Raw genomic sequence first — 19066 nt, forward strand, 5'->3', positions numbered from 1 at the left:
CCGCCGCCCGCACCCGCGGTGCAGCGCATCCGACTGCGCTACACCAAGCGCGGCCGCCTCCGGTTCACCAGCCACCGTGACTTCCAGCGCGCCTTCGAGCGTGCGTTGCGCCGCGCCGAGGTGCCCATGGCGTACTCGGCGGGGTTCACTCCGCACCCCAAGGTGTCGTACGCCAATGCCGCACCCACCGGCACCGGCAGTGAGGCCGAGTACCTGGAGATCGCGCTCACCGCGCCGCGCGACCCGGAGAAGCTCCGGGCGCTCCTCGACGAGTCGATGCCCGCGGGGCTCGACATCGTCGACGCCGTCGAGTCCCACACTTCCGGACTCGCCGACCGCCTGACCGCCTCCGTCTGGGAGCTGCGCCTGGACGGCGTGGAGCCCGCGGAAGCGGAGCGCGCGGCCGGTCTCTTCCGGACCGCCGAGACCGTCGAGGTGCAGCGCCGCACGAAGAACGGCATGCGCACCTTCGACGCGCGCGAGGCGGTCGTGAGCCTCGCGGTGATCGCCGATGGCGAAGTGATCACTCACGACACTGATAGGCCGAGCGACAAGCCCTGTGCGATACTGCGGCTGGTTGTTCGGCACGTGACACCTGCCGTACGACCTGACGACGTCCTGTCCGGTCTCCGAGCTGTGGCCGACCTGGCGCCGCCGGTCCCCGCAGCGGTGACCAGGCTGGCGCAGGGGCTTTTCGATGAAGAGACCGGCACGGTGACCGACCCGCTCGCGCCCGACCGCGAGGCAGTCACGGCCGCAGAACCTACGGCCGCCGTACCTGCCGCCGCGAAGGCGCCGGCGCCGGAAGGCCCCCGCTAAAGGACGTACGTCAAAGCGCCGCCCTCGTACTCGGGAGCCACCTGGGTCGGGCAGCGCACTGACCGAGACTTTCGCCAGGCCGTCCGCAATTGGGCGTACGGAACCGGCGAGACAAGACATAGAGAGCTCCCGTGCGGCGCCCACGCCCCCGGATGGCGGCCCCGCGCACCTAGCGCGAGCCGCGGACATCACCGGATCAGGCGCGGCGCCCGGGAGCGTGACGGGAGAACCGCCCGCATGCTTGAGCCGAACGAACCCGCCGAGGGCTCGCAGAACAACAACACCCCCAGCGACACCCTGCCGCCGCGTCGTCGGCGCCGTGCCGCTTCGCGCCCCGCGGGTCCGCCCGGGGGCAAGACGGCGGCCGCCGAGGCCCCGGCCATACCGGCCGCCCCCGCCGCCGACGAGATCGAAGAGGTCGAAGAGACCGAAGAGGTGGCCGAGGCCACCGAGGCTCCGGCGCAGGCCGCCGAGCCCACCCCCGAACCCGAGGCCGCCCCGGCGCCGCGTACGCGCCGTCGTGCGACCCGCCGCGCCTCCGCCCCGGCCGGTGCGCCGCAGGCCGCCGAGGTGACGGAGCCCGCCGAGGCCGCCGCGCCCGCCGCCGAGCCCGCCCCGGAGCCCGAGGCCGCCCCTGCGCCGCGCGCCCGGCGCCGTGCGACCCGTCGCGCCACCGCCCCCACCGGTGCGCCGCAGGCCGCCGATGAGCAGGCCCCCGCGGCCGCCGAGGCCCCCGCCAAGCCGGTCGTCGACGAGGCGGAGGCCGCGCCGGTCGCCGACGATGCCGCGCCGCGCCGTTCGCGCCGCCGCGCCACCCGTAGCGCTTCCGCGCCCGCCGGTGAGCCGAAGGCCGCCGAGCAGGCCGCTGCTGCCGAGCCCGCCGCGAAGGCCGAGAAGACCGAGAAGGCCGCGAAGCAGGCCCCCGTCGAGGAGGCCGCAGAGGCCGAGGCCGCCCCGGCCCCGCGCCGTCGCCGCGCCACCCGCAAGACCGCCGCCACCGGCTTCTCGGCCCCCGCGGGCCACAAGGCCCGCAAGGCCCAGAGCGCCGACGACTCCGGTGAGGACGGCGGCCGCAAGCCCGCCCGCCCCGCCGTCGCCGTCTTCCAGGCGCCGGTGTTCGCCGCGCCGATGTTCCAGACCCCGGAGAGCGCCGCCGCGGCGGCCGCCGCCGAGGCCGCCGAGGAGCCCGAGGAGCGCGTCGAGCAGGTCGAGGCCGCCGCCCCGGTCGTGGAGGAGGAGACGGCTCCCCGCCGTCGCCGCCGCCGTCGTGCCGCGGACGAGCAGCCCGCGGCCGCCGAGGAGCGGGAGCCCGCCAAGGCCGCCGCCGAGCAGCCCGCCGACGAGCCCGTCGAAGAGGCCGCCGCCGAGCAGCCCGAGGCCGACGACGACAATGAGGACTCCGGCGAGCGCCAGGGCCGTCGCCGTCGTCGTGGTGGCCGTCGCCGCCGCCGCGGTGACTCCGCCGACCAGGACGGCGAGCAGAACGACGCGTCCGACGAGGCCGCCGCCGAGCAGTCCGACGAGGACGCGACGGACGACGCCGAGCAGGATGCCGACGACGCGGAGGAGGCCGAATCGGCTTCGGAGTCCGGTGGTTCCGGCTCCAGCAGCAGCCGTCGCCGGCGCCGCCGCCGTCGTCGCGCCGGTGACTCCGCCGAGGGCGAGCCGGGCGACGGCGACCCGGAGCGTACGGTCGTCAAGGTCCGTGAGCCGCGCAAGAAGGAAGAGCGCGAGCCCGGCACCGGCGCCGACGAGGTCCAGTCCATCAAGGGCTCGACCCGCCTGGAGGCCAAGAAGCAGCGCCGCCGCGAGGGCCGTGAGCAGGGCCGTCGTCGTGTGCCGATCATCACGGAGGCCGAGTTCCTGGCGCGCCGTGAGGCCGTCGAGCGCGTGATGGTCGTCCGCCAGAACGGCGAGCGCACCCAGATCGGCGTCCTTGAGGACAACGTGCTCGTCGAGCACTACGTCAACAAGGAGCAGGCCACCTCGTACGTCGGCAACGTCTACCTGGGCAAGGTCCAGAACGTGCTGCCGTCCATGGAGGCCGCCTTCATCGACATCGGCAAGGGCCGCAACGCGGTCCTGTACGCCGGTGAGGTCAACTTCGAGGCGCTCGGCATGGCCAACGGGCCGCGCCGCATCGAGTCCGCCCTGAAGTCGGGCCAGTCGGTCCTCGTGCAGGTCACCAAGGACCCGATCGGTCACAAGGGCGCCCGTCTGACCAGCCAGGTCTCGCTGCCGGGCCGCTACCTCGTGTACGTCCCCGAGGGCTCGATGACCGGCATCAGCCGCAAGCTGCCCGACACCGAGCGCGCGCGTCTGAAGACCATCCTCAAGAAGATCGTCCCCGAGGACGCGGGCGTCATCGTGCGCACCGCCGCCGAGGGCGCGAGCGAGGACGAGCTGCGCCGTGACGTCGAGCGTCTGCAGCAGCAGTGGGAGGACATCCAGAAGAAGGCGAAGGCGGCCTCGACGAGCTCGCCGAGCCTGCTGTACGGCGAGCCGGACATGACCGTCCGCGTCGTGCGCGACATCTTCAACGAGGACTTCTCCAAGGTCATCGTCAGCGGTGACGAGGCGTGGGGGACCATCCACGGCTACGTCTCGCACGTCGCGCCCGACCTGGCGGACCGCCTCTCCAAGTGGACGTCCGAGGTCGACGTCTTCGCGACGTACCGGATCGACGAGCAGCTCGCCAAGGCGCTCGACCGCAAGGTCTGGCTGCCCAGCGGTGGTTCGCTGGTGATCGACAAGACCGAGGCGATGATCGTCGTCGACGTCAACACCGGCAAGTTCACCGGGCAGGGCGGAAACCTCGAAGAGACCGTCACCAGGAACAACCTGGAGGCGGCCGAGGAGATCGTGCGCCAGCTGCGCCTGCGTGACCTCGGCGGCATCGTCGTCATCGACTTCATCGACATGGTCCTTGAGTCGAACAGGGACCTGGTCCTGCGCCGTCTCCTGGAGTGCCTGGGCCGCGACCGCACCAAGCACCAGGTGGCCGAGGTCACCTCGCTGGGTCTCGTGCAGATGACCCGCAAGCGCGTCGGCCAGGGCCTCCTTGAGTCCTTCTCCGAGACCTGCGTCCACTGCAACGGCCGCGGCGTCATCGTGCACATGGAGCAGCCCACCTCCGCCGGTGGCGGCGGCAAGCGCAAGAAGCGCGGGCGCGGCGGCTCCGAGCACGGCCAGGACAACGGCCACGAGCACACGCACGAGCACGAGACGGAGAGCGCGGACGCCGTCGAGACCGAGGCCGAGGTCGCGGCGGAGGTCGCCGCTCCGGTGGCGCTGCCCGAGCCCGAGTTCGTCCCGGACGAGGAGCTGTACAGCAGCGCGGCCGAGGCCGAGGCGGCCGTCTCCCGTGGCCGTTCGCGGCGCCGGGCGACCCGTCGCGCGTCGGCTCCCGCCGGTGCGCCGCGGGCGGAGTCCGCTCCGGTCGAGGCGCCGGAGGCCGAGCCCGAGCGGGCCGAGGCCCCCAGGGCCGCTTCGAAGAGGTCGGGCAAGAAGGCCAAGGCGGCGCAGAAGGCGGCCAAGGCCGAGCTCACGGCCGAGGCCGAGGCCGAGGTCAAGGAGCCGGTCGTCGTCGAGGACGAGGCGCCGCGTGCGGCGGCCCCGGCCGCCGAGGACCCGGTGGTCGCCGCGCCCGAGGCGGTCGAGGCCGCGCAGGAGGCCGCCGCCCAGGCGCCCGTGGACGACGCCGCGCCCAAGGGCCGTACGCGTCGTCGCGCGGTCCGCAAGGCGACGTCGCCCGCAGGGTCGCCGAAGGCCGCAGAGAGCGCCGAGGCCGCCGAGGTGGTCGTGGCGCAGGCACCCAAGGAGTCGGTCGAGGCCGAGCCGGTGGCGGAGCCCGTCGCCGAGCCCGTGGCCGACGCCGCGCCTGCCCGTCCGCGCCGTCGTGCGGTGCGCAAGGCCACCGCGCCGACCGCGTCCGAGGAGACGGCCGTGATGGTCGTCCCCTCCGAGAAGGCCGCGGAGAAGGCGCCTGAGAAGGCCGCCGAGAAGCCCGCGTCCGACGCGGCCGCCGACGCCCCCGCCGAGGAGGCCGCTCCGGCCAAGAAGGCGGCGCGCAAGACGGCCAAGAAGGCGACGGCGAAGAAGGCCGCCACCAAGGCCACCACCGCCAAGAAGACCGCGGCCAAGAAGACGGCCGCCAAGAAGACGACGGCCAAGAAGGCGTCGAAGACGACGGCGAAGAAGGCCGCGGCGGCGGAGCAGTCGCCGTCCGGTGTCTCCGCGACCGCCGCCAGCGAGGGCTGACCCCTTCGCGACTCCGGTGCCCCCTGTTCGGCGATCTCGCCGACAGGGGGCACCGCTGTGTCAGGAGAACGGCGTCGCCGCAGCTCGAAAGGCTGAAGTGCGGCCCCTGCCCTTGGAGCGCGGGGAGTTACCTGTAAAACTCATGCGATCCGATAAGAGCACGGGGGCGTGAGCGCGCGGTTGGGGAGACCGCGCGTCCATGCCGGGGGAGGGATGACGGATGGCGCATGCGCGCCTGTGGGGCACGGGGCGACACCGTGCGGTGAAACCGGTCAAGGGCGCACGCCAGGCCGTGGCGCTCGCCACGGTCCTCTCGGCGGCGGGGCTCCAGGCCGTGGGGTCCGCGGGGGCCGCTCAGGCGGACACCACGCCGACCTGGACCGAGGGCCCGGTCTTCAACGACCCGAAGGGCGACGCCGAGCACCAGTACGCGATACGCACCCGGCTCCTCGAACTGACGAACTCCGCGGTGCCCGGCTCGACGATCAAGGTCGCGGTCTACCACGTGTGGGAGGCCGGCGTCGTCGACGCCCTGGTGGCCGCCAAGAACCGCGGTGTGCACGTGCAGATGCTCCTCGACGAGAGCAGCAGGAGCGACCGCCCGGCGAACACCTCGTACAACACGCTCAAGACGGCGCTCGGCACCGACAGGAGCAAGCCGTCGTTCGTGTCGCTCTGCCCGGCGGGGAAGTCCTGTCTGGGCGATCCGCGGTACGGCAAGTCGATCATGCACAACAAGTTCTGGCTGTTCTCCGAGGTCAAGGGCGCCAGGGACGTCGTCGTACAGACCACGTCGAACTCCACGCCGTCGGCGCACACGAAGTTCTTCAACGACGCGCTGCTGCTGCCCGACAACCCCGCGATGTACGACGCGTACGCGGAGTACTTCACCGACATGCTCGGCAAGCGCTGGCAGGACTGGGACTACCGCACGGTCAGCAGCGGCCGCTACAAGTCGTACTTCTTCCCGCGCAACGGCACGGTGAACGAGACCGACACCATGTACTCCGTCCTGAACAACGTGCAGTGCTCGTACAAGGACGCGGCGGGCGTGAAGCAGCAGACCAAGGTGCGGGCCGCCATCTTCAAGATCACGCGGAAGCAGATCGCCGACAAGCTCGTCGCCCTGAAGAAGGCGGGCTGCTCGGTGAGCATCCTGTACGCCGAGACGGACAGCGCCAAGAGCCAGAACGGCACCCCGGGCACCTGGGAGCAGCTGCACAAGGCGGGCGGTCCCTCCGTGCGCTGCTACAACGACGACAGGGACCTGCTGAACCCGGGCGGCAGGCTCACGACGCCGTACATCATCCACTCGAAGTACCTGCTGATCGACGGCGGCTACGACGGCAAGCGGAACAAGCTCTCCTTCACCGGCTCGCAGAACTACACGGCGCCCGCGCTGCGCGAGAACGACGAGGCGATCGTGAAGGTCGACGACGACTCGGTGCACGACACCTACCGCGCGCACTTCGACCGCACGCGGGCGGTGGCCTGGCCGGGCAGCGCCGACAAGACCGATCTGTGCAAGGGCGTCAAGCCGCTGCCGCCGGACGGCGAGAATCCCACCACGTGAGCGGGGGTACGGGGCCGGTTTGACCCTAACGGGCGGGCCCCGTAACCTTGACCGTCGGCGTGTTCATATGCACGACCACCCCCTGTAAACCTTTTTCCTTCCGGGCCGCGGGCACTGCTCCGGGTGCGGGAGAGGCCGCCTGCTTCTGTGGACGGCTGGACTGCGGGGGTCCCGTTCCGAGCGAGAGAGAGATCCGCGTGTACGCCATCGTGCGCAGCGGTGGTCGCCAGCACAAGGTTGCTGTCGACGACATCGTTGAGGTTGACAAGATTTCCACTGCCAAGGTTGGCGACACGGTCGAGCTCTCGACCCTGCTCGTTGTCGACGGCGACGCTGTGACCAGCGACCCGTGGGTCCTTGCCGGCATCAAGGTGCAGGCCGAGGTCGTGGACCACCACAAGGGCGTCAAGATCGACATCCTGCGGTACAAGAACAAGACCGGCTACCGCCGTCGTCAGGGTCACCGTCAGCAGTACACGGCGATCAAGATCACCGGTATCCCGACGGCTGCGAAGTAAGGGACTGAGACAAGATGGCACACAAGAAGGGCGCATCGTCCACTCGGAACGGGCGCGATTCCAATGCTCAGCGGCTCGGCGTGAAGCGCTTCGGCGGTCAGGTCGTCAACGCCGGTGAGATCCTGGTCCGCCAGCGCGGTACCCACTTCCACCCGGGCTCGGGCGTCGGCCGCGGCAAGGACGACACCCTGTTCGCGCTGGACGCGGGTGCGGTGGAGTTCGGCACCCACCGTGGCCGCAAGGTCGTGAACATCGTTCCGGTCGCCGTCTGAGTCTGTCTTCACGACTGACTGGGCGCTCGTCGAGCGATTCCTGCGAGGGCGGACCTCTCTTTCCGGTGATCGGGAAGAGGGTCCGCCTTTCGCGTGTTACATGTAAGACATTTCCGTACACTCCCTCTGCCCCAAAGGCGTGGGGGGACCCCCAGGAGGCACCAACCATGACCACCTTCGTGGACCGCGTCGAGCTGCATGCCGCCGCGGGTAACGGGGGCCACGGCTGTGCCTCCGTCCACCGTGAGAAGTTCAAGCCGCTCGGCGGCCCCGACGGCGGCAACGGCGGTCGCGGCGGCGACGTGATCCTGGTCGTCGACCAGGACGTCACCACGCTCCTCGACTACCACCACAGCCCGCACCGCAAGGCCACCAACGGCCAGCCCGGCGCCGGTGACAACCGCTCCGGCAAGGACGGCCAGGACCTGGTCCTGCCCGTCCCCGACGGCACGGTCGTCCTCGACAAGGAAGGCAACGTGCTCGCCGACCTGGTCGGCCAGGGCACCACCTTCGTCGCGGGCCAGGGCGGCCGCGGCGGCCTGGGCAACGCGGCGCTCGCCTCCGCCCGGCGCAAGGCCCCCGGCTTCGCGCTGCTCGGTGTGCCCGGCGAGGAGCGGGACGTCGTCCTGGAGCTCAAGACCGTCGCCGACGTCGCGCTCGTGGGCTACCCGAGTGCGGGCAAGTCCTCGCTGATCTCCGTGCTGAGCGCGGCGAAGCCGAAGATCGCGGACTACCCGTTCACCACGCTCGTCCCCAACCTCGGTGTGGTGACGGCGGGTTCGACCGTCTACACCGTCGCGGACGTGCCGGGGCTCATCCCCGGCGCCAGCCAGGGCCGCGGCCTCGGCCTTGAGTTCCTGCGGCACGTCGAGCGGTGCAGCGTGCTCGTGCACGTCCTGGACACGGCGACCCTGGAGTCCGACCGCGACCCCGTCTCCGACCTCGACGTCATCGAGGCCGAGCTGCGGGAGTACGGCGCGGGCCTGGAGAACCGTCCTCGCATCGTCGTCCTCAACAAGATCGACGTACCCGACGGACAGGACCTCGCCGACCTGGTCAGGCCCGACCTGGAGGAGCGCGGCTACCGCGTCTTCGAGGTGTCGGCCGTGGCGCACAAGGGCCTCAAGGAGCTGTCCTTCGGCCTTGCCGAGCTGGTCGGGGCGGCGCGTGCCGCCAAGCCGAAGGAGGAGGCGACCCGCATCGTCATCCGTCCCAAGGCCGTCGACGACTCCGGCTTCACGGTCAAGCGCGAGGAGGACGGCATCTACCGCGTGCGCGGCGAGAAGCCGGAGCGCTGGATCCGCCAGACCGACTTCAACAACGACGAGGCCGTCGGCTACCTCGCGGACCGGCTCAGCCGCCTCGGCGTCGAGGACGAGCTGATGAAGGCGGGCGCCCGCAACGGCGACGGCGTCGCCATCGGCCCCGAGGAGAACGCGGTCGTCTTCGACTGGGAGCCGACGATGATGGCCGGTGCGGAGATGCTCGGCCGTCGTGGCGAGGACCACCGCCTCGAAGCGCCCCGGCCTGCCGCTCAGCGGCGCAGGGACCGCGAGGCGGAGCGGGACGAGGCGCAGCGCGAGTACGACGACTTCAACCCGTTCTAAGCGCACGATTCAACCCGTTCTCAGCGCACGAGAAGGGCCCCGGAGCTTCTGCTCCGGGGCCCTTCTCGTATGTCGGCGCTTACGCGGTGACCGAGTCCTCCGCGCCGTTCTGTTCGGCGTTCGTCGGGTCCAGTTCCATCTCCTCCGCCGCGTCCTGTGCGGCGCGCTGGCCGGGGATCTCCGCGTCGACGCGGACCGACATGCGCACCCGGCGCTCGTCGGCCTTGGCGCACAGGGCCAGGGCCGCCTCGTTGAAGCGGGCGAGCGAGGGTGGGTCCGAGGGGCCCAGGAGGTGCTCCTTGAGCCCGGCCCTGGCCTCCGCGTACGCGTCGAGCTCAGGGGTGCGTACGGCCGTCAGGAGGTCCGTCACGCCGTCGGCGTCGGGGCTGAGGATCGTCGCCGCCGACGCGGTCGGGAAGTTCGCCCGGAACTCCGCCTCGGACATGCCCGCCGTGTTGGCCACGGCGTACGGCTTCTCGCTGGTCAGCCAGTCGGAGACGACCGAGGAGACATCACTGATCAGCAGGTCGGCCTGGTTGAAGCAGGAGAAGATCGCCGGTCGTGCGGAGGTGACGATCTGGTGCTCCCACTCGGGGAAGGAGGCCCAGAACGCCGTCTCCCAGGCGGCCGTCGCCGCGGCCACCGCGGCCTGCGCGTCGCCGTCGGGGGCGCCCTGGAGCATCATCCGCTCCTGTTCGTCCGCGCTCTTGCGGAACTTGCGGGCGGTCAGCTCGTCGAGCGCCGCGGTGCGCAGCTCCAGCTCGGCGGCGGCCTCGGGGCCGGGGCGCGCGCCGGAGCGCTTGGTGTTGGCCGCCAGGATCAGCGCCTTGATGCGCTCGTTGGCGGCGCCCGCCTCAGGGTTCTGCGAGCCGGTCATCGGGTGCGGCTTGTAGAGGAGGCGCACACCGGGGTCGGCGAGCAGCTCGCGCACGATGTTCTCGCCCGCCAGCACCACCGAGGTGTTGCCGGGGTTGCCGTCCCAGCCCTCCCAGGTGGGGGCGTACAGGACGGTCGTGTACTGGCCCGTGGGGGCGCCGGTCGACGGCAGGATCGGGGACAGCTGGGGGCGGCCGACCTCGACCACGTCCTTGTCCTCGACGCCGATGTCGGCGGCCTGGTAGCGGTCGCGCGCGGCGGGACCCGCCACCCACACCTCGTCGTACGCCTTGGCGTACGGGTTGCAGGACGACAGCTTGTCGCTCTCGCCGTGGTTGATGAAGGCGTGCTTGATGGTGGGGATGCGCAGGACCTGCGAGGTCTTCGCGGCGTTCGCCGGGTGCAGCATCATCTTCAGCGTCGACGTCTCCAGGGAGAACAGCGTCGCGACCTTCGGGAAGCAGATGATCGGGACGTCCGTGGCGTCGATCTTCTGCACCATGAACCGTTCGCGCAGCACGATCAGCGGCTTGCCGTCGAGCTGGGAGAGGGTGGAGAGCCACATGTTGGCCTGGTAGGCGGACGTGGTGCCGCCGGAGAAGTACATCGCGACGGTCGGCTGGTAGTCGGCGAGCCACTCGTCGAGCCACTCCAGGACCCGCTGGTCGTTCTTCGCGCGCTTCTTCGGCAGCAGCCAGGTGGCGAGGTGGAGCGCACCGGCGCCGATGAGCGCGATGGAGATGCCGAGCCCGATGCCGCCCCAGTAGGCGTCCGTGGTCACCGCGGTGAACATCAGGCCGATGGTGCCGGGCACCGAGAAGGTCAGCAGGCGGTGGGCCTGGCGGCGCGAGAGGATCCGCGGGGGAGCCGCCGTGAGGTGCAGCTTCGACGTGTCGACGTTGCGCGTGACGATCGGCAGCGCGCGGCTGCGGCGCACGAGCACGGCGGCGGCCTGGCAGCCGAAGTGCAGGGCGTAGAAGGCGAGCAGCGCGATCGTCAGGGGAGACTGCTCGGCCAGGGGCGCGATGTCGTCGATGCGCAGCAGGCCGACCAGGATCAGCATGTCGCGCAGGAGCTGGCGCACCGTGACGTCGAAGCGGATCTTGCCAAGGAGGGAGAGCAGCCCCGGCTGCTTGTACTGCAGATAGATGTCGAGCGCGAGGTTCGCCACGGCCGCGGCGACGAACACCGGGACGTAGGGGAGCAGCGCGGTCACGAGCTGGGTCGTGAAGAGCGCGAGCATCGCGAACAGCGCGGAGAGCTGCACGATGCGACGGGGGGCGAGTCCGGCAGAGGGCACGGGCTTTGGCTCCTGGCGGGGATGGGGGGAGGGGAGACTGGGGGAAGTCGGCCACTGACCGTATGACGTGCGAAGGGTCCCTAGCAATTTTTCGTGACCACAATCACCGATTAAAGGGGCAAAGGGACTGAACCTCGGAGGCCTTTTCCCCCTCTGACTTAAATACACCTCTCGAAGAGGCCCCCGTTCCGCCCCTCGGAATGCGGCGGCGTACCCGCTGTGACCTCGCGTAGATTGCTGGTCCGGAGCTCGGGGAGCACGGCTCCGACGCAATCGGGATCACTTGGGGAAACGCGTGGCAGCGGCAAGGCAGTCAGTGGCAGAAGCGCGGCGGGTCGTCGTCAAGATCGGTTCCTCATCCTTGACCACCGCATCGGGGGGCCTGGACGCGGACCGCGTTGACGCGCTGGTCGACGTACTGGCCAAAAGTCGCGGAGGCGGTGAGCGCGAGATCGTGCTCGTCTCGTCCGGTGCCATCGCGGCGGGGCTCGCGCCGCTCGGTCTGGTGCGGCGCCCCAAGGACCTCGCCCGGCAGCAGGCCGCCGCCAGCGTCGGCCAGGGCCTGCTCGTGGCCCGCTACACCGCGTCCTTCGCGCGCTACGGCGTACGGGTCGGTCAGGTGCTCCTGACCTCGGACGACATGGCGCGCAGGGCCCACCACCGCAACGCGTCCCGCACCCTCGACCAGCTCCTGGCGATGGGCGCGCTGCCCGTCGTGAACGAGAACGACACCGTGGCGACCGACGAGATCCGCTTCGGCGACAACGACCGGCTCGCCGCCCTCGTCGCCCACCTCGTCCACGCCGACCTGCTCGTCCTGCTCTCCGACGTGGACGGTCTGTACGACGGCGACCCCGCGAAGCCGGGCACGTCGAGGATCTCCGAGGTCGCCGGGCCCGCCGACATCGCGCACGTACAGATCGGCAGCGCGGGCAAGGCGGGCGTCGGCACCGGCGGCATGGTCACCAAGGTCGAGGCCGCGCGGATCGCCGCGGCCGCCGGGATCCCGGTGGTGCTCACCTCCGCGAGCCAGGCGGGCGACGCGCTCGCGGGCCGCGCCACGGGGACGTACTTCCACCGCACGGGACGCCGCTCGGCCGACCGGCTCCTCTGGCTGCAGCACGCCTCGGAGCCGCGCGGCGCGCTCACCCTGGACGACGGGGCGGTGCGCGCGGTCGTCGAGGGGCGCAAGTCGCTGCTTCCCGCGGGGATCGCCGCGGTCGAGGGTGACTTCGGCGCGGGCGACCCGGTCGAACTGAGGGACGCCGAGGGGCGCCCTGTCGCGCGCGGACTGGTGAATTTCGACGCCAAGGAACTCCCGCAGCTGCTCGGCCGCTCCACCCGGGACCTGGCGCGCGAACTAGGACCTGCGTACGAACGAGAGGTCGTGCACAGGGACGACTTGGTCCTGCTGCACGGGTAGCCGCGCATCGTTCGAGGTCGCGATCGCTCGTCCGTCACACGAGCCCCATCCGTCCCGGCCGAAAACCGCCGCGAACGCTCCGCGCGGACCGGCCCGTGGGAGGTGAAACTCCCCAAAACCGCCCCGCGGGACCGCTTGGCCTGCTCAACTTTGTTGAAGACAGTTCTGCATGACCGTTGCGTATCCGCACCACCATTGCGTAAAGGAGGCCGTCGTGAGACGAGTGCGCCCGGGGGCGGCGTCCCGCGGTTCGGCTGAGCGGGCGCTGACGAGCGTCGCCGCGGGAGCGGCCTACGAGAGCGACCCGTACGAGGCGCACGAGGGCGAAGCGCGCGAGAGCCGGGAGGGCGAGACGGTGGAGGCGCCCCGACTGTGGCACGTCACGCTGAGCGTCTCGGGCGCCGAAGCCCCGTTGAAGGAGGTCAGGCGCGGTCTTGAGCAGCTCGCCCACGACCATCCCTTTCTCCTCACCAGCAGGTACGCGCCCGACCACGCGGAGATCCGCTACTGGGAAGAGGCCCGCGATCTGCACGACGCGGCCGCGGTCGCGCTGCGGCTCTGGGGCGAGCACCGGCAGAGCGCGCAGCTGCCGCCGTGGGAGATCGTGGGGCTCGAAGTGATCGACCGCGACACATATCACCAGCGGATCGCGGAAGGGTACGGCCCGCTGCCCGCGACGCCGGTGGGCGTGCACCCGTTTTGAGCCGTCCTCCGCGGACACCTCGGGAACAGGCGGCCCCCCGGTCTCGGGGACTGGAATATCGGGTGGTCGGCCGCCGCGCGGGGATTACGCTGCGGGCATGACGTCGCTCTCTCCCGTCTCGCCCTACGACAACCTCTCGCCGGTCGCTCAGGCCGCCTACCGCGCCCGCGGCGCCGGGGCCACGCTCGCGCCACTGCCGCGCTCCGTCAAGGACGACGCGCTGCTCGCGATCGCCGACGCCCTCGAGGTGCGGACCGCCGAGATCGTCGAGGCCAACGCCAAGGACACCGCGCGCGCCCGCGAGGCCGGTACCAGCGAGTCGATCGTGGACCGGCTCACCCTCACCCCCGAGCGGGTCCGCGCCATCGCCGCCGACGTGCGCGACGTGGCGGCCCTGCCCGACCCCGTCGGCGAGGTCGTCCGCGGCTCGACCCTGCCCAACGGCATCGACCTGCGCCAGGTCCGCGTCCCGCTCGGCGTCGTCGGGATCATCTACGAGGCCCGCCCGAACGTCACCGTGGACGCGGCCGCCCTCTGCCTGAAGTCCGGCAACGCCGTGCTCCTGAGGGGCTCGTCGTCGGCGTACGCGTCGAACACGGCCCTGGTGCGCGTGCTGCGCGACGCGGTGCACGGGGCGGGCCTGCCCGCCGACGCCGTCCAGCTCGTCCCCGGCGAGAACCGTGATTCCGTACGGGAGTTGATGCGCGCCCGCGGCCTCGTCGACGTGCTCATCCCGCGCGGCGGCGCCTCGCTGATCAAGACCGTCGTCGAGGAGTCCACCGTCCCGGTCATCGAGACCGGCACCGGCAACTGCCACGTGTACGTGGACGCGCAGGCCGACCTCGACATGGCCGTCGACATCCTGATCAACTCCAAGGCGCAGCGCCCCAGCGTCTGCAACTCCGCCGAGACGCTGCTCGTGCACCGGGACATCGCCGACGCCTTCCTGCCGCGCGCCCTGGACGCCCTCGCCGAGGCGGGCGTCACCGTCCACGCCGACGAGCGCGTCCTCACGTACGCGGAGGGCAGCAAGGCCACCGTCGTGCCCGCGACGACCGAGGACTGGGAGACCGAGTACCTCTCGTACGACATCGCCGCCGGTGTCGTCGACACCCTGGAGCAGGCCGTCGAGCACATCCGCCTGTGGACCTCCGGGCACACCGAGGCCATCGTCACCACCTCGCAGCAGGCCGCGCGCCGCTTCACGCAGCTCGTGGACTCCACGACGGTCGCCGTGAACGCCTCCACGCGCTTCACCGACGGCGGCCAGTTCGGCTTCGGCGCCGAGATCGGCATCTCCACGCAGAAGCTGCACGCGCGCGGGCCGATGGGGCTGCCCGAGCTCACCTCGACGAAGTACATCGTGACGGGCGACGGTCACATCCGCTGAATTCCCGTACCGTCTGCCCAAATTGCCCCTTCCAGGTCTAGGCTGGAAGGGTGCCGGAGGACGTGGGGGGCACGCCGTCGTTCCCTGACGGCGGGGAGCCCGACGACGACCGCGACCGCGGGGGTGCGGACGAAGAGTTCGCCTCCGTGGTCTTCGACGAGGACTTCGTGCGGGCCGCGGAGATCCATGAACCGACCGCCGTGGAGCGGCTGCTCGCCGCCGCGCAGGCCCGCGCCGAGGCCTCCGAAGCGGAAGCCCGCAGGGCCCGCACCCGGGGCCCCGGCCACGACTCTCCGGACGACGACCTCTACGAGGACGGTTTCGGCGTCGACGGCGCGGAGTTCGGCGCGGACGACGACCTTGACGACGCGTACGAACACGACCCCTTCGAGGAGCGGTACGGCCGCCCGGGCCGCCACCTGGGAAGAGCCCGCTGGCACCGCCCCGTCGCCTGGATGCTCGCCCTCGTGATGGGCATCGGCATGGTCGCGCTCGCCTTCACCGCGGTGTACCGAGGCGCCTCGTCCAGCCGCCAGGAGAGGGTGCCCGCACCCGCCTCCACCGAAGTCGGGCAGAGCGCCGACAAGGAGCCGTCGACCGCGCCCTCCGCCTCCGCCGAGTTCGGCGGCGCCGCCGTCCCCGCGGTGCCGCGCACGCCATGACGGCGCGCGGCGCGCACCCCGCGATGGCGTGAACCCGCTCCCACCTGTGAAGAGTTGTCGGAACTTGTCGTGTACCAGGGCGTTTACCTGAGGTCCCGGAGACCTAACCTGAATGTATGGGCGGGCCAGGAGACCCACCTGCGGGGGAACCCGAAGGCGCCCCCAACGGTGGTGAGGACGAATACCGATCCGTCGTCTTCGACGAGTCGTTCGTCCGTGCTGCACGCCTCCAGGAGTTCTCCGCGCAGGAGCGCATGGGCGATCACGCGCGCGCGGTGCGCCGCCGCTCCACGGTCCAGCGCAACCTGTCCCGGCAGGCCGTGATCCTCGTCGTCCTGATCGCGGTGGCCTTCGGCACGGCGATCTACATGGGCGTACGCCATCCGGACGCCACCCCGGTCGGCAAGCCGCCGGAGCCGCTGCGGATGACGGTGATACCGCTCGCCCCGCAGGGCCGGGTGCCAGGATCGCGCAAGGTCGCCGATCTCTACGCGCACAGCCCGGCCGCGCAGTTCAGCGTGGGCGCCGACGGCATCAACCTCCCTGCCGTACACCGCACTTCGCACTTCTCGGAGAGCCAGGTGATGACCGCGCTGACCACCGTCAAGGACTACCTCGTCGAGTCCTCGCTCGACGCGGACGTGCTCACCGGCGGCTCCACGAGGCCCGTGCGGATCCTGGTCGACCCCGGCCAGCTCGGCCAGTTCGACCGGAGCTTCAGGCACCCGGCGGCGGACGGGCGGCACGCGGCGACCGGCTGGCTGGTGCGGTTCGATCCGACGGCCGTCGAGCTCGCCGACGAGCGGGTCAGGGTCCAGGGCACCCTGCGGGCCACGGAGACGGACAAGAGCACCATCGAGGTGACCTCCGACCACACCTTCGTCTACGCGCTGCGACCGGCCGACAACGGCGACGCCGAGGCGTCCCTGTTCACCGTCCGCCGCCAGCTCCAGTTCCGCTTCGACCGCGACGACCTGCGGATCCGCCAGGCGGAGCTGCTCGTCAGCTACCTCCAGGCGGGCCCGCTGGCCTGCCCCGCCGAATCGGCGAACCACCTGCGGCCGCTGCTCGCGGGGCAGAAGGCGAAGGCGGGCGGGCCCGCGGGCACCGATCCGTACGCGACGGGCGGCGCGACGGCGCTGTGCGGGACGCTGGCGGCTTCGGCGCAGCCTTCGTGGTGAGGCGCGGCCTTCCTGGTGAGGAGTACGGCCGGTGAGGAGTACGACGGTTACTTCGCGCCGCCGTTGCTGTCGCTGTCGGGGCCGCCGCTGCCGGGGCGGTCGTCGTCCGGCCCGCTCCGGTCCTGGGGGCCCTGCCCCGCGAACTTGCCGCGCAGCTTGCCGCCCAGGTCGCCCGCGCCGCCCGCGATGTCGCTGACCAGCTTCATCAGCGGGTCCTTGCTGTTGCGGACGTTGTCCGCGTACGACGAAGCGGACTGGCGGAAGGAGTCCGAGACCGAGGTGTCCTTGTCCTCGTCCCTGCGCGGGTAGTGGCCGTCCATGATCCGCTGGTAGTCGCGGGACTCGGCCCACTTCTTCAGCTCGGCGGCGCGCACCGTGGTGAAGGGATGCGTGCGCGGCATGACGTTGAGGATCTTCAGGACGGAGTCGCGCAGATCGCCCCCCGCCTCGTACTCCTCGGCCTGCTCCAGGAACGCGTCCACGTTCATCTCGTGCAGGTGATTGCCGCCCGCGATCTTCATCAGGCCGCGCATGGAGGCCTGGAGATCCTGCCCGACCAGGAGGCCCGCGCGGTCCGCGGAGAGCTCGGACTTGCGGAACCACTCGCGCAGCGCCGTCACGATCGCCATGATCGCGACATTGCCCAGCGGGATCCACGCGACCTTCAGCGCGAGGTTGGTCAGGAACAGCAGGATCGTGCGGTAGACGGAGTGGCCGGAGAGCGCGTGGCCCACCTCGTGGCCGACGACCGCCCGCATCTCCTCCTCGTCGAGCAGTTCGACCAGGCCCGTCGTCACGACGATGATCGGCTCGTCGAGGCCGATGCACATCGCGTTCGGCACCGGGTCCTGGTTGACGTACATCGGCGGGACCTTCTCCAGGTCCAGGATGTAACAGGCGTCCCGCAGCATGCTGTTGAGGTGCGCGAACTGCGCGTCGGACACCCGGACCGAGTCCGAGAGGAACAGCAGCCTGAGGCTGCGCTCGGGCAGCAGTCCGCTGAGCGTCTTGAAGACCGTGTCGAAGCCGCTGAGCTTGCGCAGGGCCACCAGGGCCGAGCGGTCGGCCGGGTGTTCGTACGCCCGTGAGGAGATGCCGGGGAAACGCCTGCGCTGTCGGCTCGGCACGTTCTCGTGGCCGCCGTTCTCCTGGCCGCCGTTGTGGTCGTCGGTCATGCCGCATCCCCCATGTCTCGTCCTCTCCTGCCCCCGAGGTGGAACCCAGCGTAGGCGGAGATACCGTGACAGGGCAGCACACCTAAGGAGTAGTCCTCATGGAGCACACCCCCACGGCCACCTGGGTCACCGAGGCGGCCAAGGCCGCACGAGATCAGGGGCCCGGCAATCTGCTGCGCGTCGTACTGCTCGTCAGCATCGTGGGGTGCGTCCTCATCGCCTGGCTGTTGCTGCGCGGGTACCGCCAGGGCGCGGACGACGAGCGCGAGGGTGCCGGGCGTGAGAGTGCGGACAAGCCCTCGGAGAGCGTCAACCAGGGCCGCGGCGACGCGGACGAGGACCGCAACGGCTGAGTCGGCGTGAGCCGGAGCGAGGCCCCCGCTTACGATGGGCCCGAAATCTTTATGTCCATCCCACCTCCGGATAGGTCTGCCTGAGATGAGCTTCCACAGCACCGCCGCCCAGCTGGCCACCCTCGCCTCCGAGGGTGGGGAGCACAGCGGCAACCACGAGAGCCTCAGCCCCCTCCTGACCGGCGGTGGCGCGTTCGTCGCGCTCCTGCTGCTCCTGTGGATCACCACGCGCTTCAACCGGGATCGCTGAGCGACCACCCTGGTAAGGGGCGGCCGCAACGGAGCCCGTCGACCGGGCCGGTAGGGTCTGCACGCATGGGAGAGCAGGACATGCCTACCGGTCCGGTGAGCAACGGCAAGCGTCGCCTGGGCGTCATGGGCGGAACGTTCGATCCGATCCACCACGGACACCTGGTGGCGGCCAGTGAGGTCGCCGCGCAGTTCCACCTCGACGAGGTGGTGTTCGTGCCGACCGGGCAGCCGTGGCAGAAGAGCGACAAACAGGTGTCCCCGGCCGAGGACCGCTATCTGATGACGGTCATCGCGACCGCCGAGAACCCGCAGTTCTCGGTGAGCCGCATCGACATCGACCGCGGCGGTGCCACGTACACCACGGACACCCTGCGCGACCTGCGCGCACTCAACCCCGACACGGACCTCTTCTTCATCACGGGCGCCGACGCCCTCGGCCAGATCCTCACCTGGCGCGACACCGAAGAGCTGTTTTCCCTCGCGCACTTCATCGGGGTCACCCGGCCCGGGCACACGCTGGCCGATCCCGGCCTGCCGAAGGGCGGCGTCTCCCTGGTCGAGGTCCCCGCCCTGGCGATCTCCTCCACGGACTGCCGCGCGCGGGTCGCCAAGGGAGACCCCGTCTGGTACCTGGTGCCGGACGGCGTGGTGCGTTACATCGACAAGCGCGAGCTGTACCGCGGCGACTGAGCCGAGAGGGGC

Annotated in this window: 16 protein-coding genes; 14 read left to right on the top strand and 2 right to left on the bottom strand. The window is 71.1% G+C overall.

Annotation, left to right across the window (positions count from 1 at the left end):
* Nucleotides 1-18: 18 nt before the first annotated feature.
* The 6 genes from CP970_RS28880 (at nucleotide 19) to obgE (ending at nucleotide 9049) form a co-directional block, all read left to right on the top strand.
* Nucleotides 19-819 carry a TIGR03936 family radical SAM-associated protein gene (locus tag CP970_RS28880; RefSeq protein ID WP_055555908.1) on the top strand — a complete coding sequence of 267 codons (801 nt, stop codon included), beginning with the start codon at nucleotides 19-21 and terminating at the stop codon, nucleotides 817-819.
* A gap of 237 nt (nucleotides 820-1056) precedes the next feature.
* Nucleotides 1057-5079, top strand: a complete 4023-nt coding sequence (locus CP970_RS28885; protein ID WP_150494112.1) for an Rne/Rng family ribonuclease — start codon at nucleotides 1057-1059, stop codon at nucleotides 5077-5079.
* A gap of 220 nt (nucleotides 5080-5299) precedes the next feature.
* Entirely contained in the window at nucleotides 5300-6652 is a 1353-nt protein-coding gene (locus tag CP970_RS28890) for a phospholipase D-like domain-containing protein (protein WP_055555982.1), read from the top strand.
* 197 nt (nucleotides 6653-6849) lie between these two features.
* Complete coding sequence (gene rplU / locus CP970_RS28895) at nucleotides 6850-7170, top strand: 50S ribosomal protein L21 (protein ID WP_055555985.1); 321 nt, start codon at nucleotides 6850-6852, stop codon at nucleotides 7168-7170.
* Between the two features lie 14 nt (nucleotides 7171-7184).
* On the top strand, nucleotides 7185-7442 hold the full coding sequence (rpmA, locus tag CP970_RS28900) for a 50S ribosomal protein L27 (protein ID WP_055555987.1): 258 nt from the start codon (nucleotides 7185-7187) through the stop codon (nucleotides 7440-7442).
* Between the two features lie 167 nt (nucleotides 7443-7609).
* Entirely contained in the window at nucleotides 7610-9049 is a 1440-nt protein-coding gene (obgE, locus tag CP970_RS28905; protein ID WP_055555989.1) for a GTPase ObgE, read from the top strand.
* Between the two features lie 79 nt (nucleotides 9050-9128).
* Here the strand turns inward: obgE and CP970_RS28910 are convergent, their stop codons facing one another.
* The gene (locus CP970_RS28910) at nucleotides 9129-11225 is read right to left on the bottom strand and encodes a hypothetical protein (protein ID WP_063806264.1); all 2097 of its coding nucleotides are present in this window, start codon (nucleotides 11223-11225) and stop codon (nucleotides 9129-9131) included.
* Nucleotides 11226-11520: 295 nt separating this feature from the next.
* On the opposite strand from CP970_RS28910, the gene proB reads away from it, so the two are divergent.
* From proB to CP970_RS28935, 5 genes are all read left to right on the top strand, one after another.
* Nucleotides 11521-12648, top strand: a complete 1128-nt coding sequence (gene proB, locus CP970_RS28915) for a glutamate 5-kinase (protein ID WP_169801248.1) — start codon at nucleotides 11521-11523, stop codon at nucleotides 12646-12648.
* Nucleotides 12649-12871: 223 nt separating this feature from the next.
* Nucleotides 12872-13351 (top strand): hypothetical protein, encoded by a 480-nt coding sequence (locus CP970_RS28920; RefSeq protein WP_055550435.1) that lies wholly within the window; start codon nucleotides 12872-12874, stop codon nucleotides 13349-13351.
* A gap of 97 nt (nucleotides 13352-13448) precedes the next feature.
* Nucleotides 13449-14741, top strand: coding sequence for a glutamate-5-semialdehyde dehydrogenase (locus CP970_RS28925; RefSeq protein ID WP_055550437.1), 1293 nt, complete (start codon nucleotides 13449-13451; stop codon nucleotides 14739-14741).
* 50 nt (nucleotides 14742-14791) lie between these two features.
* Nucleotides 14792-15403 (top strand): SCO2584 family spore wall biosynthesis protein, encoded by a 612-nt coding sequence (locus CP970_RS28930; RefSeq protein WP_055550439.1) that lies wholly within the window; start codon nucleotides 14792-14794, stop codon nucleotides 15401-15403.
* Nucleotides 15404-15519: 116 nt separating this feature from the next.
* Complete coding sequence (locus CP970_RS28935; RefSeq protein ID WP_055550441.1) at nucleotides 15520-16584, top strand: SCO2583 family membrane protein; 1065 nt, start codon at nucleotides 15520-15522, stop codon at nucleotides 16582-16584.
* A gap of 47 nt (nucleotides 16585-16631) precedes the next feature.
* On the opposite strand, the gene CP970_RS28940 is transcribed toward CP970_RS28935, so the two are convergent.
* A complete protein-coding gene (locus CP970_RS28940; RefSeq protein WP_055550444.1) occupies nucleotides 16632-17759 on the bottom strand; it encodes a M48 family metallopeptidase in 1128 nt (375 codons plus the stop codon).
* Between the two features lie 98 nt (nucleotides 17760-17857).
* On the opposite strand from CP970_RS28940, the gene CP970_RS28945 reads away from it, so the two are divergent.
* The 3 genes from CP970_RS28945 (at nucleotide 17858) to nadD (ending at nucleotide 19054) form a co-directional block, all read left to right on the top strand.
* Complete coding sequence (locus tag CP970_RS28945; protein WP_055550446.1) at nucleotides 17858-18112, top strand: hypothetical protein; 255 nt, start codon at nucleotides 17858-17860, stop codon at nucleotides 18110-18112.
* A gap of 85 nt (nucleotides 18113-18197) precedes the next feature.
* Nucleotides 18198-18362 carry a hypothetical protein gene (locus CP970_RS44355; RefSeq protein WP_098242496.1) on the top strand — a complete coding sequence of 55 codons (165 nt, stop codon included), beginning with the start codon at nucleotides 18198-18200 and terminating at the stop codon, nucleotides 18360-18362.
* A 65-nt stretch (nucleotides 18363-18427) separates the two neighbouring features.
* Complete coding sequence (gene nadD / locus CP970_RS28950) at nucleotides 18428-19054, top strand: nicotinate-nucleotide adenylyltransferase (RefSeq protein WP_055550448.1); 627 nt, start codon at nucleotides 18428-18430, stop codon at nucleotides 19052-19054.
* Nucleotides 19055-19066 lie beyond the last annotated feature (12 nt).

The sequence above is a fragment of the Streptomyces kanamyceticus genome (assembly GCF_008704495.1).
Classification (GTDB): Bacteria; Actinomycetota; Actinomycetes; order Streptomycetales; family Streptomycetaceae; genus Streptomyces; species Streptomyces kanamyceticus.

Excerpts from the sequence above, each read along its gene's own strand:
- nadD (WP_055550448.1), top strand. The coding sequence starts at position 18,428 with ATGGGAGAGCAGGACATGCCTACCGGTCCGGTGAGCAACGGCAAGCGT.
- CP970_RS28890 (WP_055555982.1), top strand. The coding sequence starts at position 5,300 with ATGGCGCATGCGCGCCTGTGGGGCACGGGGCGACACCGTGCGGTGAAA.
- obgE (WP_055555989.1), top strand. The coding sequence starts at position 7,610 with ATGACCACCTTCGTGGACCGCGTCGAGCTGCATGCCGCCGCGGGTAAC.
- rpmA (WP_055555987.1), top strand. The coding sequence starts at position 7,185 with ATGGCACACAAGAAGGGCGCATCGTCCACTCGGAACGGGCGCGATTCC.
- CP970_RS28945 (WP_055550446.1), top strand. The coding sequence starts at position 17,858 with ATGGAGCACACCCCCACGGCCACCTGGGTCACCGAGGCGGCCAAGGCC.
- CP970_RS28935 (WP_055550441.1), top strand. The coding sequence starts at position 15,520 with ATGGGCGGGCCAGGAGACCCACCTGCGGGGGAACCCGAAGGCGCCCCC.
- CP970_RS44355 (WP_098242496.1), top strand. The coding sequence starts at position 18,198 with ATGAGCTTCCACAGCACCGCCGCCCAGCTGGCCACCCTCGCCTCCGAG.
- CP970_RS28885 (WP_150494112.1), top strand. The coding sequence starts at position 1,057 with ATGCTTGAGCCGAACGAACCCGCCGAGGGCTCGCAGAACAACAACACC.
- CP970_RS28925 (WP_055550437.1), top strand. The coding sequence starts at position 13,449 with ATGACGTCGCTCTCTCCCGTCTCGCCCTACGACAACCTCTCGCCGGTC.
- CP970_RS28940 (WP_055550444.1), bottom strand. The coding sequence starts at position 17,759 with ATGACCGACGACCACAACGGCGGCCAGGAGAACGGCGGCCACGAGAAC.